A 20,099-nucleotide genomic window follows, 5' to 3' on the forward strand; every position below is an offset into this window, starting at 1 on the left:
AAAAAACACACAACTAGGCAAGAGATCAGACAAGGAGAGCGGTCTTTATCGAGCGGAAACATTTCCTCGAAGATGAAGAAAACTTAGTTCTCGGATAAGTCTTTTTTCTTTGGATAGCAAACTTTGTGATGGTTTTTGCACAAAATCATGCCGGAAACGAAGGGGTGTACATGTAAAGAACGCAAAGAGCATTTTCGTTGTCGACACGATAAAAATACCATGAAAAATCAGTTCTTGACGTATATCAAACATTAATTGGGCGCATTACATGTAGGTTTTGGAAAAGTAAATTCCCCCGTTAGAATCTTGGTCAGCATAACGTGCAAAAAACGCAAGAAAACCCTACACGTACATTACTGGGGTTGATACCTTGAAAATCTCACCATCTCTTATATAAAAACGAGGGATGCGGCGGCTTAATGTTGACACCACTTCGTAGTTAATCGTATTAAGCATGTCAGCAACTTCATCAACGGTGATCTCAGCTCCTTTTTGCTGACCGTAAATCACGACTTCCTCTCCTTGTTTACCTTCACCGTCCTCACCTAAACTAACCATGATCATATCCATTGTCACTCTCCCCGCCACTCGCACTCGTCTTCCGCGATGAAGAACAATTCCGCGATTGGAAAGTTCACGGGAATAACCGTCAGCATAGCCGACCGGGAGTGTAGCGATGACTTCATCGGGTTCTGCGATGTATGTAGCCCCATAGCTAACGGTTCGGGGTTCTGTCCGCATGGTTTTTACATAAGCGATGCGCGCTTTTAAACTTAATGCAGGTTCAAGCTTCACGAGGCCTAGTTGTTTAATATAGTCTGAAGGGTATAAGCCATACATGCCGATGCCTAAACGAATCATATCAGCACTATATTCTGGAAAAGCGATCGCTGCAGCCGTGTTGCACATATGCACGGTAGGCAATTCAATTTCTTGTTTTTTTAAGAAGCTGAGAAAACTGATAAATGTATCGTGCTGCAGCTTGGTTAGTGTAGTGTCTGGTTCATCAGCTGTTGAAAAATGTGTATAGATGCCTGCCCATCTTAGGAGTTTACTTGCTGTTACTGCATTCACTACTGCTAAAAGTTTTTCTTTTGTGCGTACACCTAATCGTCCCATTCCGGTGTCTACATTAATATGAATACCCAATTGATTAGCACTATCTTCGTTTTCCAATATCTTGTTCGCGTTTTGAATCCAATCAGCCTGGAATGCGGTTAACTCTATATTCCAATCCGCTGATTTTTTCACACAACTAAGGGATGTAAAACCAAGCACAAGGATAGGTGCTGTAATGCCCGCTTTTCGTAAAACGATTCCCTCCTCTACGCTGGCAACAGCGAGCTCACTCGCTCCGTGCTCCAGAGCATGGCGCGCCACTTCTACAGCTCCATGGCCATAACCGTTTGCTTTTACGACAGCCATAATTTTGCTCTTATTAGGAATATGGCGGCGAATCGCTCGCAAGTTTTTTTTTATGGCATCAAGATTGACTTCGATCCAAACTTCTCGGCAAAGCTTTGTCATCAAGGTTTCCTTCTTTCTTATGGAATAATAAAAAACGCATATAGCGATAACATAAATTGTTAATTGTTGGATACGTTCAATTTTATTTTATTCAACTTCATTTGAAATCATTCAATAGTAAATCTATGATAGAGAAGAAGGTGCTTATCAATGCCGACGCTGGCTCCAGCAGGATTTCATTAATGGGAAATCCCCCATAAAGAGTAAGACTGGCTATTATTGATAAAAACCTGGAAAATACGGGGCGCCTTTTGTTACAGACGCGAAAATTTATGAAATGAGTATTCAGAAGAAAGAAGATCGGTATCAAATGGCAGTCGATTTCGTGTAAAAGGAACCTAACAATGGAGTAAATGTAAGAGAGGAGTATATATGTTAAGGGGAGTTCACTTTCAAATACCGAATGAATACGGTGTTTATTTATGGAGGATGCTTCAGCATTTTGACATATCTAATTATATGTGGCTTACGAGTGGAGAATCTTATTTTGTTATAGACGGAGAGCTAGATAATGAGGAGCTTTTTAATGATTACGCAATTGTTGAAGGGACTGACTTTGCGAATCGGTTAGAAACAAATCAGTACTATACCATTTTCGTTGAACTGCAAGCATTTCCATTTGCGAAAGCAGTTGCGAACTTGTCCTATTGTTGGCAGATAGCAGCTATGTTGAAATATATTGCAAAGACAGAAATGCCATTGAAAAACTTTTCTCCAATGCTTTACAGAATAATTTTGAAGAAGCTCAATTGATAACTGAAGAAAACGGCACAAGAACAAGTCTTACCGTGTGGTAACTCAATAATCTTAAAGGAGTCATACAAATGACAATGCAAATAAAAATCAAATATCTAGATGAAACACAAACAAGAATCAGCAAAATTGAGCAAGGAGATTGGATTGATCTTCGAGCAGCTGAAGAGGTTGCAATGAAAAAAGGTGAATTTAAACTTGTCCCATTAGGTGTAGCTATGGAATTGCCCGAAGGCTATGAAGCACATGTCGTTCCCCGTTCAAGTACATATAAAAACTTTGGCGTTATTCAAACAAACTCAATGGGTGTTATCGATGAGTCATACAAGGGTGACGGCGATTTCTGGTTTTTCCCCGCTTATGCGTTACGGGATACTGAAATGAAAAAAGGAGATCGGATCTGCCAGTTCAGAATCATGAAAAAGATGCCGGCAGTTGAATTGATTGAAGTGGAGCATTTAGGCAATGTAGATAGAGGCGGACACGGTTCTACGGGAACGAAGTAAAAGCAATAACCTTGGCTGATTTTCTGAAGGAGGATTCATTTCATGGAGGGTTAGCCAAGGCACACCTTATCGTATTCAAAAATGAATAATGTATTATAATGTTAAAATGGGAAGTTTTGAAAAAGTAAAATCGTAATAACTAAAGTTGAAAAAGAACCTAAAGATGTCAAAGAAACAATTTTTCGGGTGCTTTGCGTTTTTGAAGGTTTATTTAGTTCATGGATCACTGCACCCCATAAAAGCATGGATGCTAATATGATAATACTCATATACATATCAACGCTTCCTTTCTTGAATATTCACATTTTTAATATTAATTTTTACCATTTTGTGATAAAAATGTCGATGGATTAAGCATCTCTACAAAATAATAGTTTTAAATAGTAGGGGTGGTTCACTAAATACTAGCAATAATACTAATTACAAGCTAAATTGTTAAATGAGATGTATTCTTTAGTCATTGAACTCATTGAGCCAAGTTCAACATACAAGATGAAATAATGCTAGACTGACCAATACATACTGATATCCTCGACAAATATCATAAAAAAAGCCCCGGTCTGTCACCGAGGAAGGAAATAGATGTGTAAGAGTTTTAGTGATATTTTTTATACGATTTGACATAATCATAATAATAATCATCGTCATCATAATATTTTTTGTCATAATGATAATCATGTTCATCACAATGCTTTTTGTCATGATCATAATGCTTTTTGTCGTGATCACAATACTTTTTGTCATGGTCATAATGCTTTTTGTCGTGATCACAATACTTTTTGTCATGGTCATAATGCTTTTTGTCGTGATCACAATGCTTTTTGTCATGGTCGTAATACTTTTTGTAATACTTTTTCTTCCAAGTGTAGTACTCTTCTTTATATTTTTTATAATACCCCACTTAAATTCCTCCTTTGATTATATTCGAAATTAATATATGTGGTTTAAATCAATTGGTATGGTCAAATTTAATACTAGTTTACAAATAGGGCTGTTTCTGATACATCTGTTACTAATTAGTTAGGAGAACGGATTCCATCACAATGAATGGGAGTAATATTAGAAGAAGGGTTTTCTTTATTTCAAGAGATTGACGAACAATCCTTAGTGAGTATGCTGTCATGCTAATCAAGAAAACTGGCAGGAAAAATTGTAGGAGGTATTGGAACATTGGCGAACATAAGTAAAGGTATGTTTGTTGCTGATCATTGAATAAAAGGAGATGTGGTTTGAATTTGAGCTGCCATTGACAGTAGTGACTGCGATGGAACAGCAGAGGAAGTGTAGAAGCTTTATACTTAATGCAATAGAGTTGAATCTGTCATTTAAGAAAAATGTACAAGGGTGAATGTAACTGACATGCTTGCTGTAAACCTAATGTGTTACAATACAAAATTGGAGATAAAGGCAGCACAAACCTATGTTAAGATAATGGCATCACATAGCTGATAACGGTTAAAGGAAGGGTAAACATGACACAATTCGACAAACAATACAATTCAATTATAAAGGATATTATGAACGATGGAATCTCAGATGAAGAATATAATGTAAGAACCAAGTGGGACTCTGATGGAACACCTGCTTACACACTAAGCATCATCAGCAAGCAAATGAGATTCGACAACTCAGAAGTTCCTATTTTAACAACAAAAAAAGTTGCCTGGAAAACAGCGATTAAAGAGCTGCTCTGGATTTGGCAGCTGAAATCGAATGATGTTACAGAATTAAACAAAATGGGCGTACATATCTGGGATCAATGGAAACAAGAAGACGGCACCATCGGACAAGCCTATGGATTCCAGCTGGGCAAGAAAAACAGAAATCTAAATGGAGAAAAGGTGGATCAGGTTGATTATCTTCTACATCAATTGAAAAACAACCCATCTTCACGGAGACATATTACAATGCTGTGGAATCCTGATGAATTAGATTCAATGGCTTTAACACCATGTGTATACGAGACACAATGGTATGTGAAGCAAGGTAAACTTCACCTTGAGGTAAGAGCACGGAGCAATGATATGGCGTTGGGAAATCCATTCAATGTATTTCAGTATAATGTGTTGCAGCGCATGATTGCTCAGGTGACTGGTTATGAGCTTGGTGAATATATCTTTAACATTGGTGATGGCCATGTGTATACACGCCATATCGACAATTTGAAAGTTCAAATGGAAAGAGAGCAGTTTGAAGCCCCTGAATTATGGATCAATCCCGAAGTCAAAGATTTTTATGACTTTACCATTGATGATTTCAAGTTAATCGACTATAAGCATGGCGACAAGCTTTTATTTGAGGTAGCGGTTTAATGCTGCCTCTTTATTAATTACTGATTGGTTTGGTGCGAACCTTCATTTTAGTAAGAAAGACATCATGAAGCTGAATAAGATTGAGCAAAAAGATAATACATATATTTTAAAAACTCATTATAAAAAAGATTAACGTTGTAAGCTAATCTTTTTTATTCAGAAGAAAGTATCCTAATTTTGTAACTAGATACAGGGTAAAAGCGATCATTAAAGTTCTTGATATCACAATTCCGTGAATAGCCAGATCATACCCAGCAGGTATCAACGCTTTTGTGTTAAACAGAAAATATATTGAGATTAAAAGAGCTATAATAACCAAAATCATTCCAATAGGACCTGTTTTTCCAAATTTCATACCAATTTCCACCCTATAATATAATGAGATAAGCAAACACAAGAGCTGTAAATTCTGATGATTATTACGAATATGCTGAGCAAAACCGCCTGGCAATGCCGGCGGTCTTTTCTTCGTTTATTTATTAAGAGAAATCGTCACATTATTTCCTGAAACGACAACCTTTGCGAAATCCTGTGTATCTACTACAGGTGTGACTGCTTTATTGTCGATTGTGATGTTATTGAAAGCTGTCGAAAAGGTTGCTTTGATGGCAGAACGCTGACTTTCATACGAAACAGCCGCGGTAGCAAGAGTTTTCCATTTTGAGATTGTGCCGATATTGGTTCCTTGGATTTCTGTGATAATCCGGCCCGTATACCCGTCATTGTTCGTTCCCCAAAGGGTCATGCGTGTATTGCCGTTCAAATTTTTATAAATTGTCATTTGGACTGTGCTACCAGGGCGGAAACCTTTGGTATATGTGAATTTGTCTTTTCCTTCGATATACGTTTCATTATTTTTGGATCCGACCTTCATGAGAGGTTTCCAGACATTGTATTGTTTGCTGTACTGAAGCCCGAGATCTGCCTCAGTTCCGCTTTTTGCGCTAAATCCTGAATAAATATACGGAGTAGAGACCGAGTCATCATTTTTTACGGTGTCAGGAAGCTTGATTTTAGCTGTGAAAACAGCGCCTGTACTGTTCAGATAGGCGCGGCCGCCGATTCCCTTAGGCAGCTGGGAGGCTGCTTTTGCGACCTGAGTGTCTGCCGCGGGCAAACCTGGAATACCCGTTGATAGTGTTCCCAAAAGAACCGCTGTTCCTACTGCTCCTGCAATCAATACTTTTTTCAACACAATTCCCCCTTATTTGCAATGATTTCATCATTTATTATACCTTATTTTGGAACCTAATTTATGTATATAAATCGACAAATTTTTCATTTTATCACTATATTTTCCCATGGAGAAAAACTGTTTCTCTAGAAGGATTTACTCGCAGCTTTTTTAAATGAGTTGAAATCCTTCTCAACAAAAATACACAAATGAGGAAAGAAACGATAATCAAAAGTGTGACAGCGATCATTTCCCAGCTGGTAACGAAGAGCGGGCTATTCATATATGTTTGCCCCTGCAAAACGTCAGCGCTGTGTGTATATTATTTTCAGTTCCTCTTTAACATAGAACAAAATGAAAAGTAAGCAGGTCACATTGGCAATCGATCTTATGACCTATAATCTTTTCGTGGCAATTGATATAAATAGACAGAGAAAAATGAGATGAAATACTATGTTTTTAGAACAAAAATCTCACCTTTTATGGCTACAAAATTTTCTTTATAACTGCAAATACTTATAAACACTTTTATAAACTAATAAAACTATGTACTAAATATTCAATATGATTTTAAATTCTGTCATTAAGGCTAATTAAAGAAAGGAAATTTCAAATTATACCCCAATAGTAGATCAAAAAAACCCGGCATTCAGCCGGGGAACAAGTGAAAAATGAGGAGATGTTAATGGAGTTTAGTAATGTTTCTTATGCTTTTTATACTCTACAACATAATCATAGTCTTTTTTGTCGTGGTCATCATGTTTTTTATGGCAGTCATCATATTTTTTGTCATAGTCTTTTTTATCATGGTGATCACAGTATTTTTTATCATATTCGTAATACTTTTTATAATACGTTTTTTTGACCGTATAATACTCTTCTTTATATTTTTTGTAATAACCCATATATACTCCTCCTTTATTGTTAATACGCTATATTATATGGCGAATTGGTCGTGCGGCTTGGACAGTTACAACCATAGAAGAAAAAAAAGGCTGTCCAAAATCTTTAAAAGAAGAGGGGATGGAAACAGGTCAAAAACATCCGGTTTTTCATCGAGACATATCATTTTCTGAGATTAGTGGTCTTCTATGTTTCTGAATCACTTTTTCTACACCGCAGGGCGAAATGAAATCGATGCCTTCTAAAGCGAAGGCTGTCTCCCAGACTTTCTGAAAAGGCGCTTTCAGAGTAATGTTTTTCGTATTTTACGATTAAGATCCATTCGTTTACCTCTTGACACATGATGTTTTACCAATTATGTCATATAATAGTAATTAATAAGATCATGCCCGCCGTTTACATGATTTATTGTGCATTCTGTCGATGAACATTCTGTTAAAGGGGGAGTACTGCATGTATGAGAAAGAAAATACAGTGAGAGAGTGGAAAGTGTATATTTTCGTCTTTTTATTTATGATTGTTTGTGCAGCTGCAATTGTTATTGTTGAAAAAGAAATCCAGTTCAGCCAACTTGTTCTGCGCGGATTTGATGGGTTTATCAGTTTTGTTTTATTAGCCAACGTACTGTTTTTCTGGAGGCGGAGCAAAGGGATCGCATTTTTTTCAGGAGTTTTAGCCGTACTCAATTTCATGATGGCCCTATCTCTGAGTTAGAATCTAAAACAGGGGGGGTTTTATGCTAGGAAAAATCAAAGCAGCCATTGATAACAGCCCGGGAAAACCGGCCAGGATTGTAGTCAGCGAAAAAGCGTTTCAGCAACTAGAGAAAGAGATGCGCTTTGTTTACGTTTCTAAACCGAAAACGATTATGGGAATACCTGTGGAAGTGTCAGATCAGGCAGAAAGCTTCAAGCTGGAATTTTAATTGATTCTGAATGGCGAAAAGGCTCATGCTGCGCTTTTTTTATTATATGAAAGTTAAGATTCGTTATCATTTTAAACAAGCGCTTGCAAACATGGTTCAGTTTTTTATACTTAAGTGGAGTATTTCTGCTTTACTAAAATGCTGAGAACATGGGAGGAAGCAATGCGCGAACATAAAAGCAACAGCTTTAAAACTCTGATAGAAATTTTTATTATTTCAACAAGACTTGGATTTACATCATTCGGAGGTCCCATTGCTCATCTGGGCTATTTCTATGAAGAATATATTCGCAAAAGAAAATGGCTCGATGAAAAAAGCTATGCCGATTTGGTTGCATTGTGCCAGTTCTTGCCTGGTCCAGCGAGCAGCCAAGTTGGGATAGGGATTGGTGTGATGCGTGGCGGGTTACTTGGCGGAATCGTTTCATTTCTCGGCTTTACGCTGCCCTCTGTTTTGGCATTGATTATATTTGCTCTTATGTTACAACATATCAATGTAGAGCAAGCCGGCTGGATTCATGGTTTGAAAATCGTAGCGGTCGCTGTTGTTGCCCACGCTATAGCGGGAATGGCTCAAAAACTGACGCCCGATGCCAAACGAAAAACGATTGCATTGTTTGCATTGATTGTTGCACTCTTATGGCAAACCGCGTATACGCAAGCTGGCATTATCATCCTTGCGGCGGCAATTGGTTTTCTAATGTTTAAAGAGTCTGCCGGCAAAAAAGAATCAGCTGTCCGTTTTCCAATTTCTAAGACATTCGGAACAGTGTGTCTTTCTGTATTTTTCGGGTTGCTTGTTCTTCTGCCCGTCCTTCGAGAAGCTGCGGACTTGCGGTGGCTTTCAATGTTTGACAGCTTTTACAGGGCTGGTTCCTTGGTTTTTGGCGGGGGACATGTTGTTTTGCCGTTATTGGAACAGGAATTTGTACCGGCCGGAATGGTCAGTAAAGAAGCATTTTTAGCAGGATATGGCGCAGCACAGGCTGTGCCGGGGCCATTATTTACATTCGCCGCCTATCTTGGTGCGGTCATGGGCGGCTGGCAGGGCGGCATGTTAGCTGCTATTGCCATCTTCCTGCCTGCTTTTTTGCTGATTTTAGGTGCGCTGCCCTATTGGGATGTTTTGCGGAGGAATCCTCATCTAAAAGGAGCTCTTGCAGGAGTGAATGCAGCGGTAGTCGGAATTTTAATTTCAGCTTTTTATTTTCCGATTTGGACAAGTGCGATTTTGAATCCAATTGATTTTGCGTTTGCGGCCGTATTGTTCAGTATGCTTGCTTATTGGAAACTGCCTCCGTGGGTTGTCGTAGTCACGGGTGTGATTGGCGGCTTTCTTTTGAGCCTTCTTTAACCTTGATATCTCTAAAGCGTGATGAAACATTCATCACGTTTTTTTATTGTGAAAAAGATGAACATAAAAAAGAGATGTACGGGAAAAATAATCCTATTAGAGGGAAAGGAATTGACAGATGGATAATATGATATCAACACTTACTGACTGGACAGTATGGCTTCAAGCGTTAGTTGTATTCCTCGTTCCATATGCAATCAATAAGGTATTTACTTGGATTGATATATAAGAAGGTGCAATTATGAGATGGCGGAACCATCAGTACATAACACAGAAGCAGCATCAAGGCTCAGATCAATCAAAAGCTGAAACGCCGGACCAAGAAGTATTATCCGGTCATTTCGGGGATGACATTGAACTAGTGAAAAGAAAAATCGGGCATAACGGAGACGTTCATATCCGGGAATTTGAAATCAATCATTCACATGTGAAATCGGCATTGATCTTTGTTGACGGACTGTCTGATCAGGATTTGATTAATAAAGGGATATCAGCTTTAGTCATGAATCAGTCTCATCAGGCAAGAGAGGACATTTCTCAACCCGGTAAAGACAAATTTACTTCGCAGGATATCAAGAATCAAATCGGATCAATTTGTGATGTCGCAGAATCGGAAAAAATCAGTGCTATCGTGTTGAATGTTTTCATGGGTTCCACAGCGCTTCTTATCGATGGAATGCCGCAGGCCTTTCTTCTGGGAACCGTAAAAAAACAAAATCGAAGCATTGAGGAGCCGCTTTCAGAAGCGCTTGTCAGAGGGCCGCGGACGGGCTTTACAGAAGAGTTGAGTACGAATACAGCTCTTTTAAGGCAGCAAGGGAAAAATGATCAGTTGACATTTCAGAAATTTGAAGTAGGGACACGGCTAAAAAAGGATTTAATCATCGCTTACATGAATGACATAGCAGATCCAGAAGTGGTCGAGGAAGTAAAAAAAGAGTGAAAGGAATCGAGATCGACCATCTGCCGGAATCTGGCTATGTTGAACAGCTAATCGAGGACAATTATCTCAGTCCCTTTCCGCAAGTACAAGGTACAGAACGGCCTGATCGCGTCATCAGCGGATTAATGGAAGGGAGAGTAGCCATTCTGCTTGATGGCACTCCGTTTGCTTTGCTTGTTCCGGTTACTTTCAGCATGGTGCTTCAATCGCCTGAAGATTATTATGAAAGGTGGTTCCCAAGCTCGTTCATCAGATTGTTGAGGTTCATTGCGGCAATCATAACCTTATTTGCACCGGCTTTATATATATCATTTATTTCTTTTCATCCGGGGTTAATTCCGACCAAACTGGCCATTTCAATTTCCGGAACGCGTCAGGGCGTTCCGTTTCCCTCACTCATTGAAGCTTTATTTATGGAAATTGCGATCGAAATTTTACGGGAAGCGGGGCTTCGTCTGCCAAAGCCCATCGGACCTGCAATAGGCATCGTTGGCGGGTTAATTATTGGGGAAGCAGCTGTGCAAGCGGGTATTGTCAGCCCAATCATGGTCATTGTCGTTGCGCTCACAGCCATTTCTTCATTTGCCATTCCGCATTACAGCACAGGCATTGCGCTTCGGGTGCTTCGGTTTGGCGCGATGTTTTGCGCGGCGGTGTTTGGGTTATTTGGTGTCATTATGTATTATTTGCTGTTAAGCAGCCATGTTGTAAAATTGAAAAGCTTTGGCCTTCCATACGCAAGCCCGGCGGTCCCTTATTATGTGAAAGATTGGAAGGATTTTATCATCAGAATGCCTCTCTTAGTCATGAAGCGCAGGCCGAAAATCATGAATACAGATAATGCAAAACGGGTGAAATGATGACCTCGACAGGATGGTGCTAAGCTTATGTCCAGCCCAAAGAGTAAAATTACTACCGCACAAGCAACGGTGATCATCATTAATTATATGCTCGCTGCAGGAGTTCTTACGCTCCCTCGGACAGTGACAGAACAAACAAAATCCCCTGATGGATGGATGTCCGTTTTATTAGGCGGGGGTATCGCGATCATTGCCGGAATAGTCATCGTCAAATTAAGCCAGCAGTATCCTAAGGAGACGTTTTATGAATATTCCGGCCATATTGTGGGCAAATGGCTCGGTGCTTTCATCAGTCTCATTTTCATTACTTATTTTTTAACTCTCAGTGCCTTTGAAGTGAGAGTGATGTCAGAAATTGTTGTGTTTTTTCTCCTTGAAGGGACTCCATCGTGGGCCATTGTCATGACGGTTCTTTGGATCGGGCTATATTCGATTACACAAGGTCTTGATCCAATTGCCCGGCTGTTTGAAATGATCTTTCCGGTTACGGTCATCATCTTTTTAACTGTAGCTCTTATGAGTATAGGCATATTTGAGGTCAACAATTTACGCCCTGTATTAGGAGATGGAATCATGCCGGTTCTCAAAGGAGTGAAAACAACGGCCCTTTCGTTTACATGTTCTGAAATTATGCTCATTTTAGTAGCGTTTATGAAGAAACCGAAAAAAGCAGTGAAAGCGGTTATAATCGGGACAGGCGTTGTGACATGTTTTTATATTATTACCGTGGTTATGGTTATCGGTGCCATATCTGTTGATGGTGTTGTAACGAGAACATGGCCGGCGCTTGACCTGATGAGAAGCTTTGAAATATCTGGTTTAATATTTGAGCGGTTCGAATCATTCCTTCTGGTCATTTGGATTATGCAGCTTTTCGCCACGTTCACTATCACTTTTTATGCAGCTTCCTTGGGTGTCTCGCAAGTTTTCAAAAAGAAACCGATTTCTTGTATGTTTGGACTGCTTCCTGTTGTTTTTATTCTCTCTTGTATGCCCAAAAATGAAAATGATGTATTTATTTTGGGCGATTTGGTCAGTAATCTAGCTTTATATATTTTTGGCGCTTTGCCGATCTTGCTTTTAGTCATATCGAAATGGAGGAAAAGAGGTGAAACGTAAACTCAAACACCTAGTGGCCGCTATTGTCATAGTATGTTCGCTGATGATTTTTGCAACAGGGTGCTGGAGCAGCCGGGAAATAGAACAGCTAGGTCTCACATTCGCTATCGCAATCGATAAAGGAAAAGAAACAAATGTTGAGAAAGAGCTAAAAGAAGAGGGGGGAGCTACCCGAAAAAAGACAACATGACGCTGACTTATCAATTTGTTAATGAAAAAGTAGCCGGCGCGGGACAGAGCGGAGGAGGCAGTGGCGGACAAGGAACGCAAAAAGCGTATCAAAATATAAGTGAAACAGGGGATTCCTTACAACAGATTGGGAGTGAGGTTGCGTTAAGAAGGGACCGCGAAGTGTTCAGCCCGCATTTAAAAGTGGTTGTGATGAGTGAAGATGTATTGCGTACATACCCGATGGACAAAATGCTGGATCAATTTGTTCGTGATAATGAAATTAGGCTGAGCTGTCTTGTTTTATCTGCAAAAGGGAAGGCGAGAGATGCCCTCCAGCTGAAAGAGAGTAGTGAAATTCCGGCATTTCGGCTGACTGGATTAGCTGAGAATGAACATAAAGTTTCCAGAATACTGCGCCCTGTAACACTTGCGAAGCTAATCGGCAAACTGCATTCTGGCAGCAGTTTTTTACTGCAAAATGTGGTCTCGGCAAATGGAGCGGTCAAGTATTCCGGAGCAGCGGTCATTAATGGGAAATCAAAAAAAATGATCGGTTCTTTAAATGAGTATGAAACGGAGGGGATTACATGGATAGCCGGGGAAGGCAAAGGCGGGGTTGTCAAAGCCCATGATAAAAAGAGCGGGCAGATTATTGCGTACGATATCAATGATATAAAAAGTAAAATCAAGCCTATTGTAAAAGGAACAGATATCTCATTCCATGTTGACATTGAATCAGAAGGGGACTTGGTTGAAAACTGGAAAACCAATGAAACGTTAGACACCCAGTTTATAGAACGCATTGAGACCAATATTGAAAACGAAGTGAAAAAAATAGTCGGCCATGTATTAAAAAAAATCCAGAAAGAGTATAAAGCTGATGTTGCGGGTTTTGACGAATCATTAAGACTGGAACATCCTGACTTATGGAAAAAGGTGAAAAAGAACTGGGAAGACACCTTCAGTAAGGCTGCGATCACGTACAGCGTCAACGTCACAATTGCTCATTATGGAACGGTTAAAACCCAGTAATGGATCACATAGCTCTTTAAAAAGAAGAGAAGAAAACATCTCTTCTTTTTCTTATGCATTTTTCAGGATGAAAATACTTTTTTGGGGATATATCCCTTTTTTAAAAGGATCAATATGCTAATATAGAATTGCTTGAAATAGAAGGGAGGAGGGGCTGTGAGACAGAGACAGAAACCGATTTATGTAGAAATCGAAATGAGATCTGATCTGGATAAGCTCTGGGAATATACGCAAACCCCAGCACTGCATAAAGAATGGGATCTCCGGTTTTCAAATATCACATATTTGCCTAAGCAGCCAGACGAAAAGCAGAAGTTTCTTTACGAAACAAGGGTAGGCTTTGGGGTAAAGGTATCGGGTACAGGAGAAACAGTCGGTGTTTTCGACAAATGTTCATCTGAAAGAGTGTCCTCACTGGCTTTTGGCTCTGATCATTCGTTATCCCTGATTCGGCGCGGGAATGGCTACTGGAAGTATATACAGAGAGACAACGGGAAAATGACATTTTTAACACAGTACCAGTACAAAACAGCCTACGGACTGCCTGGAAGATGGATTGATCGTTTGTTTTTTCGGCCGCTGCTTGGCTGGGCGACTGCATGGAGCTTTGACGCATTAAGGCTTTGGATTGAGCAAAATAAACATCCGAAACACTTCATCCGATCTGCTATTGTCTATGTTTTGATGTGTTTAATTTTTAGTCTGTTTTGGTTTTATCAGGGCTTTACGGGTTTTGAAACTAGTATTTTTACAGGAACAGCGAAGATAGGATTGGGTATTTTGTGGCTCATTCCCTTAAAGAGAAAATGGATCCTTCATGCTGTCCAGGCTGGTCTCTTTGCTGGATTCGCTTTTTTACATTCCGAGGTATTATTATCAATCCTGTTGAGTGTGTGTTCTGCGGCAAGCGGCGTTCTTAGTGTTCAGCTTCCCAGTGCCCGTCACACAAAACGAAAAAGAAAGAAGTGACATTGTGAGCTCGATTTATGAAAAAACGATCAAGAACTATCATTTGCTGCATCCCAAATTGCAAAAACGATATCAATTAGACGAATCTCATACATTCAGCGGGACAGGAACGATGTCAGAAATAAGCGGAGGCTCTTTTCTGGTCAGAATGCTGTTAAAGCTGGGTGTTTTTTTCAGGTGCTTCTTTTCAGAAAGAGGCAAAGACATCCCTTTTACGATACAAAATAAAGCTAGTCTTCTGTATCGGGACACCGTCGGAATAGAATGGAACCGTACATTTTTCTTTAAAGGCAAAAAACGTTTCTTTGATGCGATCATGGTATATGACGAAAAAGACGACAGAATACTTGATTTCTTCGGCAGTCCTCATCTTTTGCTCTCTGTTTTAGCGTTTGAGGCTGCTCTTGACGGCTCTCTGACAATTACATCGGGAAAGCAATGGCTGTTGTTATGCGGAAAACGAATACCGCTGCCAAAATGGCTGACGGGGACATCTGTTGTTTCCGAATCGTTTGATGAAAGCAAGAATTGCTTCACCATTCAAGTACATGTGCAAAATACAATTCTCGGCACTCTTTTCTTTTATAAAGGAACATTTCAGGGAGAAGCGAATAAATCATGTTAAAACGAAATGGCATGATCAGTACGCTTTTCTTTATAGGATTTCTTGCTGTGGAAGCACCCGATTTATCAGTGGCTGAGGCACTTGTATTGTTATCCATCCTATTTTTTGTGCCGGGAGTTTTTCCTTTTGTCTTTCAACAATCGCCGCTTAAGGCTGTTCAATTTCTGGAATGTGGCTTCGTGCGATGCTATCCGGCATCCGCTTTCTTTGCGGTGCTGGCTCTAGTGACAGACGTCGGGTGGTTCGCTCTGGTCTGGTGGATCTACACCGTTTTATTGGCGTTGTACGCGCTCCTTCGATTACGGGATACAAAAATACATAGAATCGAAGAGACATCAATTTTGTTCGGGCTTATCTATTTGGCGGGCGGAGGGTTTTGGTTTTTTGCTTATGCTGCACAATTGCAAATCATGCAATTTAGCCCTCTCATCATTTTGCTGACTGCTGTCCACTTCCACTATTCAGCTTTTCTGATCCCGATCTTTAATGGCTTGCTCGGGAGAATCACCAGAAAAAATCGGCTGTTGTACAGTTGGATGACATGGGTGATTTTGTTTTCGCCCATTCTTATCGCGCTTGGGATTTCATATTCCAAAATACTTGATATCATTGCAGTTGGCCTCTATATGGCGGCGCTTTATCTTCAAGCATATTTGGTGCTCACCACAGCTTTTCGCAGTAAGACGGGGAAAATCCTTATTCGGCTTTCTTCTGCCGTTTTAATGGTGACAATCACATTCTCGATGATTTATTCACTCGGTGTATTTCGACAGGAAGTGACACTGACCATCAATCAGATGATTTGGATTCACGGTTTTGTCAACGCATTTGCCGTGATATTGCCTGCACTAATCGGATGGAGAATAGAAGGCCCGAAGCCTTTTGATGCAGTCAGTGTAAAGACATTCAGTCGAATCTACGGAAAAAGAAAGATTGGAAAAGACTTTTTAGCTCATATTCAAGCTGAAAATAACGTCCAATACAGAGGGCTTGTGGATGATATGAGAAGCCTTCGCTCAAAAGATTTTTCACCTGAAAAACTGGCGCCGTTCATTCTATCGTTTTATGAACAAACCGTTGAGTATGATGTGAAGGCAAAAGTGGCGTGGAGCACGTGGTTTCGGCCGCTTGCTGTTGTTTACGAGTGGTTTAGCAAAAGAACCGGACAAATTCATTTATCGACGAACCCTGATTGGTATAAAATGTACAGCACGATAAAGGGTGTTCATTCGAAAAAAGACGGCAGAAAAAGAGTGCGGGCCTGGATCAGAACAAACGAAAAAAACGAAACCATTTTTACCGCGTTGTATTCTGTGTATCGCTCAAATGAAGAGGGATATATGAACATCTCTCTCCCGCTCCCATTCAGCAGCATGACAGGCATTTTAAAGCCTTATCATCATCAGGAAAAACTGGTTTTGACAAGCAAACGGAGAAAAAACAGAGCTGGGGATGAGGGGATTTATCTGCAAACCAGAGCGGGGACATGTCCGCTTCCATTATCTGAGACCTTTCTGATAGAAGCTGCACATGACAACAGATTAACCGCTGTTCATCACATGTGGCTGTTTGGATTAAAATTTTTAACTGTCCATTACATCATTACATATATTCGCCCAAAGGAAAGAACCTAACACCAGGAAGTGACTTCGTATGACAGCTGTTTAGCGATTCCATCAGTTACATTCCAATTCTGCGCCGCATCTGGACGGGAAAGGAAGGGATTAATGATGTTTTATATCAGTTTATTTTTGATTCTTTGGCTGGCTGCTGGATTTGCAGTGGGAATGAAACAAGTGTATGTCGATCAGCTGTTCGATCAAGATGTGATCGAAAGGCTGGAAAAAGAGAAGGGGGATCACAGGCGCGCTGGCCGATTTATCAAACGCCGCTTTCTTTACATCGCAGCAGTAACTTTAAGCGGGTTTATCGCTGTTTATTATGAAGTGAAAACAATCCCGCAAAGGCGAAAAATAAGAAAAATCGAAAAAAACATTATGAAATTGAATAAAGCAAAGAAACGAAGAAGCGATAGAAAATAAAAAATGCACAAGCCAAGAGCAGGTGCGTTTTTTTTATGTTAGATATGGGAATTGGGAAACAAGCGGGGCCAATTCCTTTTCATAAATTCAGAAATGGGAAGAACAGCGCCCGGGCTAATGGTATATAATATTGTGAATTTAACAAAAATTTAATAAGGAGGACGAGAGAATTCGTGCGAAAGCCTCAAAGAAACCGACATCCTGTTGATTTGGACTTAGAGGCGGAGTAGATGAAACCGGCCAAAGTATCCCTGCTCCGCCGTGTGCTCCATTGCTTGAAGCATGTTGATTGTAACATAGTCAAACGTTTCCCATCAACTTTTAAAATTGTTAAATTATTGATTGTTTTTGTGATGTTCATTCCCATTTCTTCACTTTACGCTAAAGATGTCTATCAGAATTTTGAGGAATTAAAAAACAATGAAGAGCCTTCAGATTACCGTATTGTAACGAAAGAAGCCGGACACCCTGTCCTTGTGTTAGCCATTCATGGAGGAGGGATTGAAGGCGGAACAAGTGAAGTAGCCAGAGAGCTGAGCAAAGAGTATTCGATGTATGTATTTGAAGGCTTAAAATCGTCAGGGAATTTTGCGCTGCATATTACGAGCACGCATTTTGATGAACCCAGAGCCTTGAGGATGACGAAAAACCACGAATATGTCATTTCATTGCACGGGTATGCAGAAGAAGATCAGCAGATTGAAGTTGGCGGTACAGATCGCGAAAGAGCTGCAGGTTTAGTTGAAGAACTGCAAAATGCAGGTTTTCCTGCTGTCTTGCTTAGTACGGACCACCCGCATGCAGGCGTTAGCCCGAATAACATTGCAAATAAATCAAAAACAGGGCTGAGTATCCAGATCGAAATGAGCACAGGTTTTAGAAGATCTTTGTTCGACATTTTTTCTTTAAAAAGCAGATCTGTTACTCAAAATGAGAGATTTTATGATTTTACAGAAGTAATGTCCCGTTTTCTGAAAAGTAACTACTGAAAAATAGGAGGCGATAAGTCGGCCTCCTATTCCTCATGCTTCTCGTTTGTAACGTCAGGATACATCTCATCAGCGGCTTCTGTTTGATATTGTAGAGTGTTATCTCTGGCTGTCAGTTCATTTCGGAATGTTTCATCCAGCACATTCTTCAGTAAATACCGATGAAAAAAGTATTCAAAAACAGTTAGGCAGACAGCGGAAAGAAGGGCGGCTGCAAACGGTGAAAAATCATTTCTTGTTTGGGTTAAAGCAAAGACCCAAATCAAAACGAATGAAAGTCCAAAGTCAGCTAATGAAGCTGTAATATTGTTTGTTCTTGGAAGAACGAGCATGTCACCGGAAAGATATGAGACAAAACCTAAGAAAATCGCAATCAACATCACACTTAAAAACGATGCGTAGTAGACCCTGTCTAATATCACATATAAAAGGGCGAGAGTGAAAGCAATCTTTGAGGATAGTGCAATGATATGTTTCATTTGATCACCTACATTGTTATTTTTAAGAAAAAACCTTTACAGTAAATGAATGATAAACACATTAAGCCATTTAGTTGAACCCATTTAACAGTCATTATTTTAAACAATCCGATTTTGTTTACACTGGTATTTTTTGCTTGTTGCATGAAACTTTCTTGGTGCAAAAACGTACATATGGTTGATCAGCCTTAGAGGGGGATTTTATTGTGGTGATACAAGGAATCAATCATTTGTTATTTTCTGTTTCTCATTTGGACAAATCGATCGATTTTTATTGCAAAGTGTTTGATGCCAAGCTGCTGGTCAAGGGAAGAACAACAGCATATTTTGATTTGAATGGCATCTGGCTTGCACTTAATGAAGAGCCTGACATTCCGAGAAATGACATCAAGGCATCTTATACACATATTGCTTTTACTATTCAAGATCGCGAATTTGAAGACATATTAGCAAAATTAAAAAGGCTTCATGTCAATATTCTGCCTGGCAGAGAACGAAATGAACGCGATCGAAAGTCTATTTATTTTACCGACCCTGACGGCCATAAATTTGAATTTCATACTGGAACCCTTCAAGACAGACTTCAGTTTTATATACAGGAAAAAACACACATGAAATTTTATGATTGAAGCGTCCTCGAGATTTCCCAAAGAACATATACATAAACGTGAGGAAAGAGTAAAATATGGTAAGGAAGGGGTTTGATTGAAAATGAAAATAGTGGTTTTAACGGCAGTTTTGGCGTGTTTTTTAGGCATTTGTACAGATGCGTCAGCATTAGAGTTTGATCACAAAACCGACTTTACTTTAAATGACAACACTAAGTCGTTTGTTTTGGAAAACATCAGTGATGTTCCGGCTATCGAGTATTTTTTAGGCTATCAGTTTACGATCTTGGGAGCTAAAAGTTGTTCGGTTGAGTTTAAACTTCAACGGATGGGGCTTACCGGGCAATATACCACGCTGAGCACGAAACAATTCAGAGGCAACTGGTTTGATTTTAGTGCTCAAGATAAGATTTCAATTGATCCATTTCATCGATACCGTATCTTTGCGGAAGAACATTCGGAAAACTGTACAAAAGTTCGGGTAAAAGGGAGTTATGGTATTCAATATTTTCATTTTGATTGAATTGAAGCTCATGATCATACGGTGAGCTGTTTTTTTTACATTAAGAAGAACTAACTATACTATGTACTAAATTTTCCATATAAATTTAATCGCCGCGCTCCCTCGATAATATCTGAGGCCATATCATTCCCCGACCTAAACATGAAACCTTTTTAAGCAGATTACGTCTAAATTTGATAGACAGCATTTTGATAAAAAGTTTCCTGAGGGAAAGAATATTTCTTGACTTCAACAATCAATTGATGGATAATTGTGGTGTAAACATGATGTTCTTTTTCCTCCTATT

At 39.7% G+C, this 20,099-nt stretch carries 19 protein-coding genes and 3 pseudogenes; 16 read left to right on the forward strand and 6 right to left on the reverse strand.

Features of this window, described 5'->3' with window-relative positions:
* Positions 1-342: 342 nt before the first annotated feature.
* Positions 343-1,527, reverse strand: a complete 1,185-nt coding sequence (gene alr, locus SC79_RS04490) for an alanine racemase (protein WP_039074049.1) — start codon at positions 1,525-1,527, stop codon at positions 343-345.
* A gap of 372 nt (positions 1,528-1,899) precedes the next feature.
* Between alr and SC79_RS04495 the strand changes: the two are divergent.
* Positions 1,900-2,324 (forward strand): annotated as a pseudogene (locus SC79_RS04495) (DUF2691 family protein).
* Positions 2,325-2,351: 27 nt separating this feature from the next.
* On the forward strand, positions 2,352-2,786 hold the full coding sequence (locus SC79_RS04500) for a dUTP diphosphatase (RefSeq protein ID WP_039074050.1): 435 nt from the start codon (positions 2,352-2,354) through the stop codon (positions 2,784-2,786).
* Positions 2,787-3,381: 595 nt separating this feature from the next.
* Here the strand turns inward: SC79_RS04500 and SC79_RS04505 are convergent.
* Positions 3,382-3,687, reverse strand: a complete 306-nt coding sequence (locus SC79_RS04505) for a hypothetical protein (RefSeq protein WP_082022541.1) — start codon at positions 3,685-3,687, stop codon at positions 3,382-3,384.
* A gap of 571 nt (positions 3,688-4,258) precedes the next feature.
* Here SC79_RS04505 and SC79_RS04510 point away from each other — a divergent pair.
* The gene (locus SC79_RS04510) at positions 4,259-5,098 is read left to right on the forward strand and encodes a thymidylate synthase (protein ID WP_039074051.1); all 840 of its coding nucleotides are present in this window, start codon (positions 4,259-4,261) and stop codon (positions 5,096-5,098) included.
* 142 nt (positions 5,099-5,240) lie between these two features.
* On the opposite strand, the gene SC79_RS04515 is transcribed toward SC79_RS04510, so the two are convergent.
* From SC79_RS04515 to cotC, 3 genes are all read right to left on the reverse strand, one after another.
* Positions 5,241-5,525: a hypothetical protein gene (locus SC79_RS04515; RefSeq protein ID WP_142354824.1), complete on the reverse strand. Its 285-nt coding sequence runs from the start codon at positions 5,523-5,525 to the stop codon at positions 5,241-5,243.
* Positions 5,526-5,570: 45 nt separating this feature from the next.
* A complete protein-coding gene (locus tag SC79_RS04520; protein WP_156122657.1) occupies positions 5,571-6,293 on the reverse strand; it encodes a YrpD family protein in 723 nt (240 codons plus the stop codon).
* Positions 6,294-6,964: 671 nt separating this feature from the next.
* Positions 6,965-7,177: a spore coat protein CotC gene (gene cotC, locus SC79_RS04525; RefSeq protein WP_039074054.1), complete on the reverse strand. Its 213-nt coding sequence runs from the start codon at positions 7,175-7,177 to the stop codon at positions 6,965-6,967.
* A 451-nt stretch (positions 7,178-7,628) separates the two neighbouring features.
* Here cotC and SC79_RS04530 point away from each other — a divergent pair, with 451 nt between their 5' ends.
* From SC79_RS04530 to SC79_RS04580, 11 genes and pseudogenes are all read left to right on the forward strand, one after another.
* Complete coding sequence (locus tag SC79_RS04530; RefSeq protein WP_039074055.1) at positions 7,629-7,889, forward strand: hypothetical protein; 261 nt, start codon at positions 7,629-7,631, stop codon at positions 7,887-7,889.
* Between the two features lie 22 nt (positions 7,890-7,911).
* Positions 7,912-8,100, forward strand: coding sequence for a hypothetical protein (locus SC79_RS04535; protein ID WP_039074056.1), 189 nt, complete (start codon positions 7,912-7,914; stop codon positions 8,098-8,100).
* 162 nt (positions 8,101-8,262) lie between these two features.
* Positions 8,263-9,453, forward strand: coding sequence for a chromate efflux transporter (chrA, locus tag SC79_RS04540; RefSeq protein ID WP_039074057.1), 1,191 nt, complete (start codon positions 8,263-8,265; stop codon positions 9,451-9,453).
* A 238-nt stretch (positions 9,454-9,691) separates the two neighbouring features.
* Positions 9,692-11,256: pseudogene (locus SC79_RS04545) on the forward strand (spore germination protein).
* 27 nt (positions 11,257-11,283) lie between these two features.
* Positions 11,284-12,375, forward strand: coding sequence for a spore germination protein (locus tag SC79_RS04550; protein ID WP_039074058.1), 1,092 nt, complete (start codon positions 11,284-11,286; stop codon positions 12,373-12,375).
* A pseudogene (locus SC79_RS04555) lies at positions 12,365-13,578 on the forward strand (Ger(x)C family spore germination protein). Before SC79_RS04550 ends, SC79_RS04555 begins: the two are co-directional and overlap by 11 nt.
* 195 nt (positions 13,579-13,773) lie before the next feature.
* Positions 13,774-14,547, forward strand: a complete 774-nt coding sequence (locus tag SC79_RS04560; RefSeq protein WP_039074267.1) for a hypothetical protein — start codon at positions 13,774-13,776, stop codon at positions 14,545-14,547.
* A gap of 4 nt (positions 14,548-14,551) precedes the next feature.
* Positions 14,552-15,172, forward strand: a complete 621-nt coding sequence (locus tag SC79_RS04565) for a DUF4166 domain-containing protein (protein ID WP_039074059.1) — start codon at positions 14,552-14,554, stop codon at positions 15,170-15,172.
* Positions 15,166-16,806: a YndJ family protein gene (locus SC79_RS04570; protein ID WP_039074060.1), complete on the forward strand. Its 1,641-nt coding sequence runs from the start codon at positions 15,166-15,168 to the stop codon at positions 16,804-16,806. The genes SC79_RS04565 and SC79_RS04570 overlap by 7 nt, the downstream gene beginning before the upstream one ends.
* 93 nt (positions 16,807-16,899) lie before the next feature.
* Positions 16,900-17,214, forward strand: coding sequence for a hypothetical protein (locus tag SC79_RS04575; protein ID WP_039074061.1), 315 nt, complete (start codon positions 16,900-16,902; stop codon positions 17,212-17,214).
* A gap of 230 nt (positions 17,215-17,444) precedes the next feature.
* Positions 17,445-18,203, forward strand: coding sequence for a poly-gamma-glutamate hydrolase family protein (locus SC79_RS04580; protein ID WP_039074062.1), 759 nt, complete (start codon positions 17,445-17,447; stop codon positions 18,201-18,203).
* Positions 18,204-18,229: 26 nt separating this feature from the next.
* On the opposite strand, the gene SC79_RS04585 is transcribed toward SC79_RS04580, so the two are convergent.
* Complete coding sequence (locus SC79_RS04585) at positions 18,230-18,682, reverse strand: YndM family protein (RefSeq protein ID WP_039074063.1); 453 nt, start codon at positions 18,680-18,682, stop codon at positions 18,230-18,232.
* 209 nt (positions 18,683-18,891) lie between these two features.
* Here SC79_RS04585 and fosB point away from each other — a divergent pair, with 209 nt between their 5' ends.
* Both fosB and SC79_RS04595 read left to right on the forward strand, forming a co-directional pair.
* Positions 18,892-19,311, forward strand: a complete 420-nt coding sequence (gene fosB, locus SC79_RS04590) for a metallothiol transferase FosB (RefSeq protein ID WP_442852859.1) — start codon at positions 18,892-18,894, stop codon at positions 19,309-19,311.
* Between the two features lie 82 nt (positions 19,312-19,393).
* Positions 19,394-19,813, forward strand: coding sequence for a hypothetical protein (locus SC79_RS04595; RefSeq protein ID WP_039074268.1), 420 nt, complete (start codon positions 19,394-19,396; stop codon positions 19,811-19,813).
* Positions 19,814-20,099: the final 286 nt, after the last annotated feature.

Source organism: Bacillus sp. MSP13, assembly GCF_000815295.1.
Classification (GTDB): domain Bacteria; phylum Bacillota; class Bacilli; order Bacillales; family Bacillaceae; genus Bacillus; species Bacillus vallismortis.

Coding starts and splice junctions, on each gene's coding strand:
- SC79_RS04580 (WP_039074062.1), top strand. CDS start 17,445: ATGAAACCGGCCAAAGTATCCCTGCTCCGCCGTGTGCTCCATTGCTTG.
- SC79_RS04550 (WP_039074058.1), top strand. CDS start 11,284: ATGTCCAGCCCAAAGAGTAAAATTACTACCGCACAAGCAACGGTGATC.
- SC79_RS04535 (WP_039074056.1), top strand. CDS start 7,912: ATGCTAGGAAAAATCAAAGCAGCCATTGATAACAGCCCGGGAAAACCG.
- SC79_RS04575 (WP_039074061.1), top strand. CDS start 16,900: ATGATGTTTTATATCAGTTTATTTTTGATTCTTTGGCTGGCTGCTGGA.
- chrA (WP_039074057.1), top strand. CDS start 8,263: ATGCGCGAACATAAAAGCAACAGCTTTAAAACTCTGATAGAAATTTTT.
- SC79_RS04530 (WP_039074055.1), top strand. CDS start 7,629: ATGTATGAGAAAGAAAATACAGTGAGAGAGTGGAAAGTGTATATTTTC.
- SC79_RS04510 (WP_039074051.1), top strand. CDS start 4,259: ATGACACAATTCGACAAACAATACAATTCAATTATAAAGGATATTATG.
- cotC (WP_039074054.1), bottom strand. CDS start 7,177: ATGGGTTATTACAAAAAATATAAAGAAGAGTATTATACGGTCAAAAAA.
- SC79_RS04500 (WP_039074050.1), top strand. CDS start 2,352: ATGACAATGCAAATAAAAATCAAATATCTAGATGAAACACAAACAAGA.
- SC79_RS04560 (WP_039074267.1), top strand. CDS start 13,774: ATGAGATCTGATCTGGATAAGCTCTGGGAATATACGCAAACCCCAGCA.
- SC79_RS04585 (WP_039074063.1), bottom strand. CDS start 18,682: ATGAAACATATCATTGCACTATCCTCAAAGATTGCTTTCACTCTCGCC.
- alr (WP_039074049.1), bottom strand. CDS start 1,527: ATGACAAAGCTTTGCCGAGAAGTTTGGATCGAAGTCAATCTTGATGCC.
- SC79_RS04595 (WP_039074268.1), top strand. CDS start 19,394: ATGAAAATAGTGGTTTTAACGGCAGTTTTGGCGTGTTTTTTAGGCATT.
- SC79_RS04570 (WP_039074060.1), top strand. CDS start 15,166: ATGTTAAAACGAAATGGCATGATCAGTACGCTTTTCTTTATAGGATTT.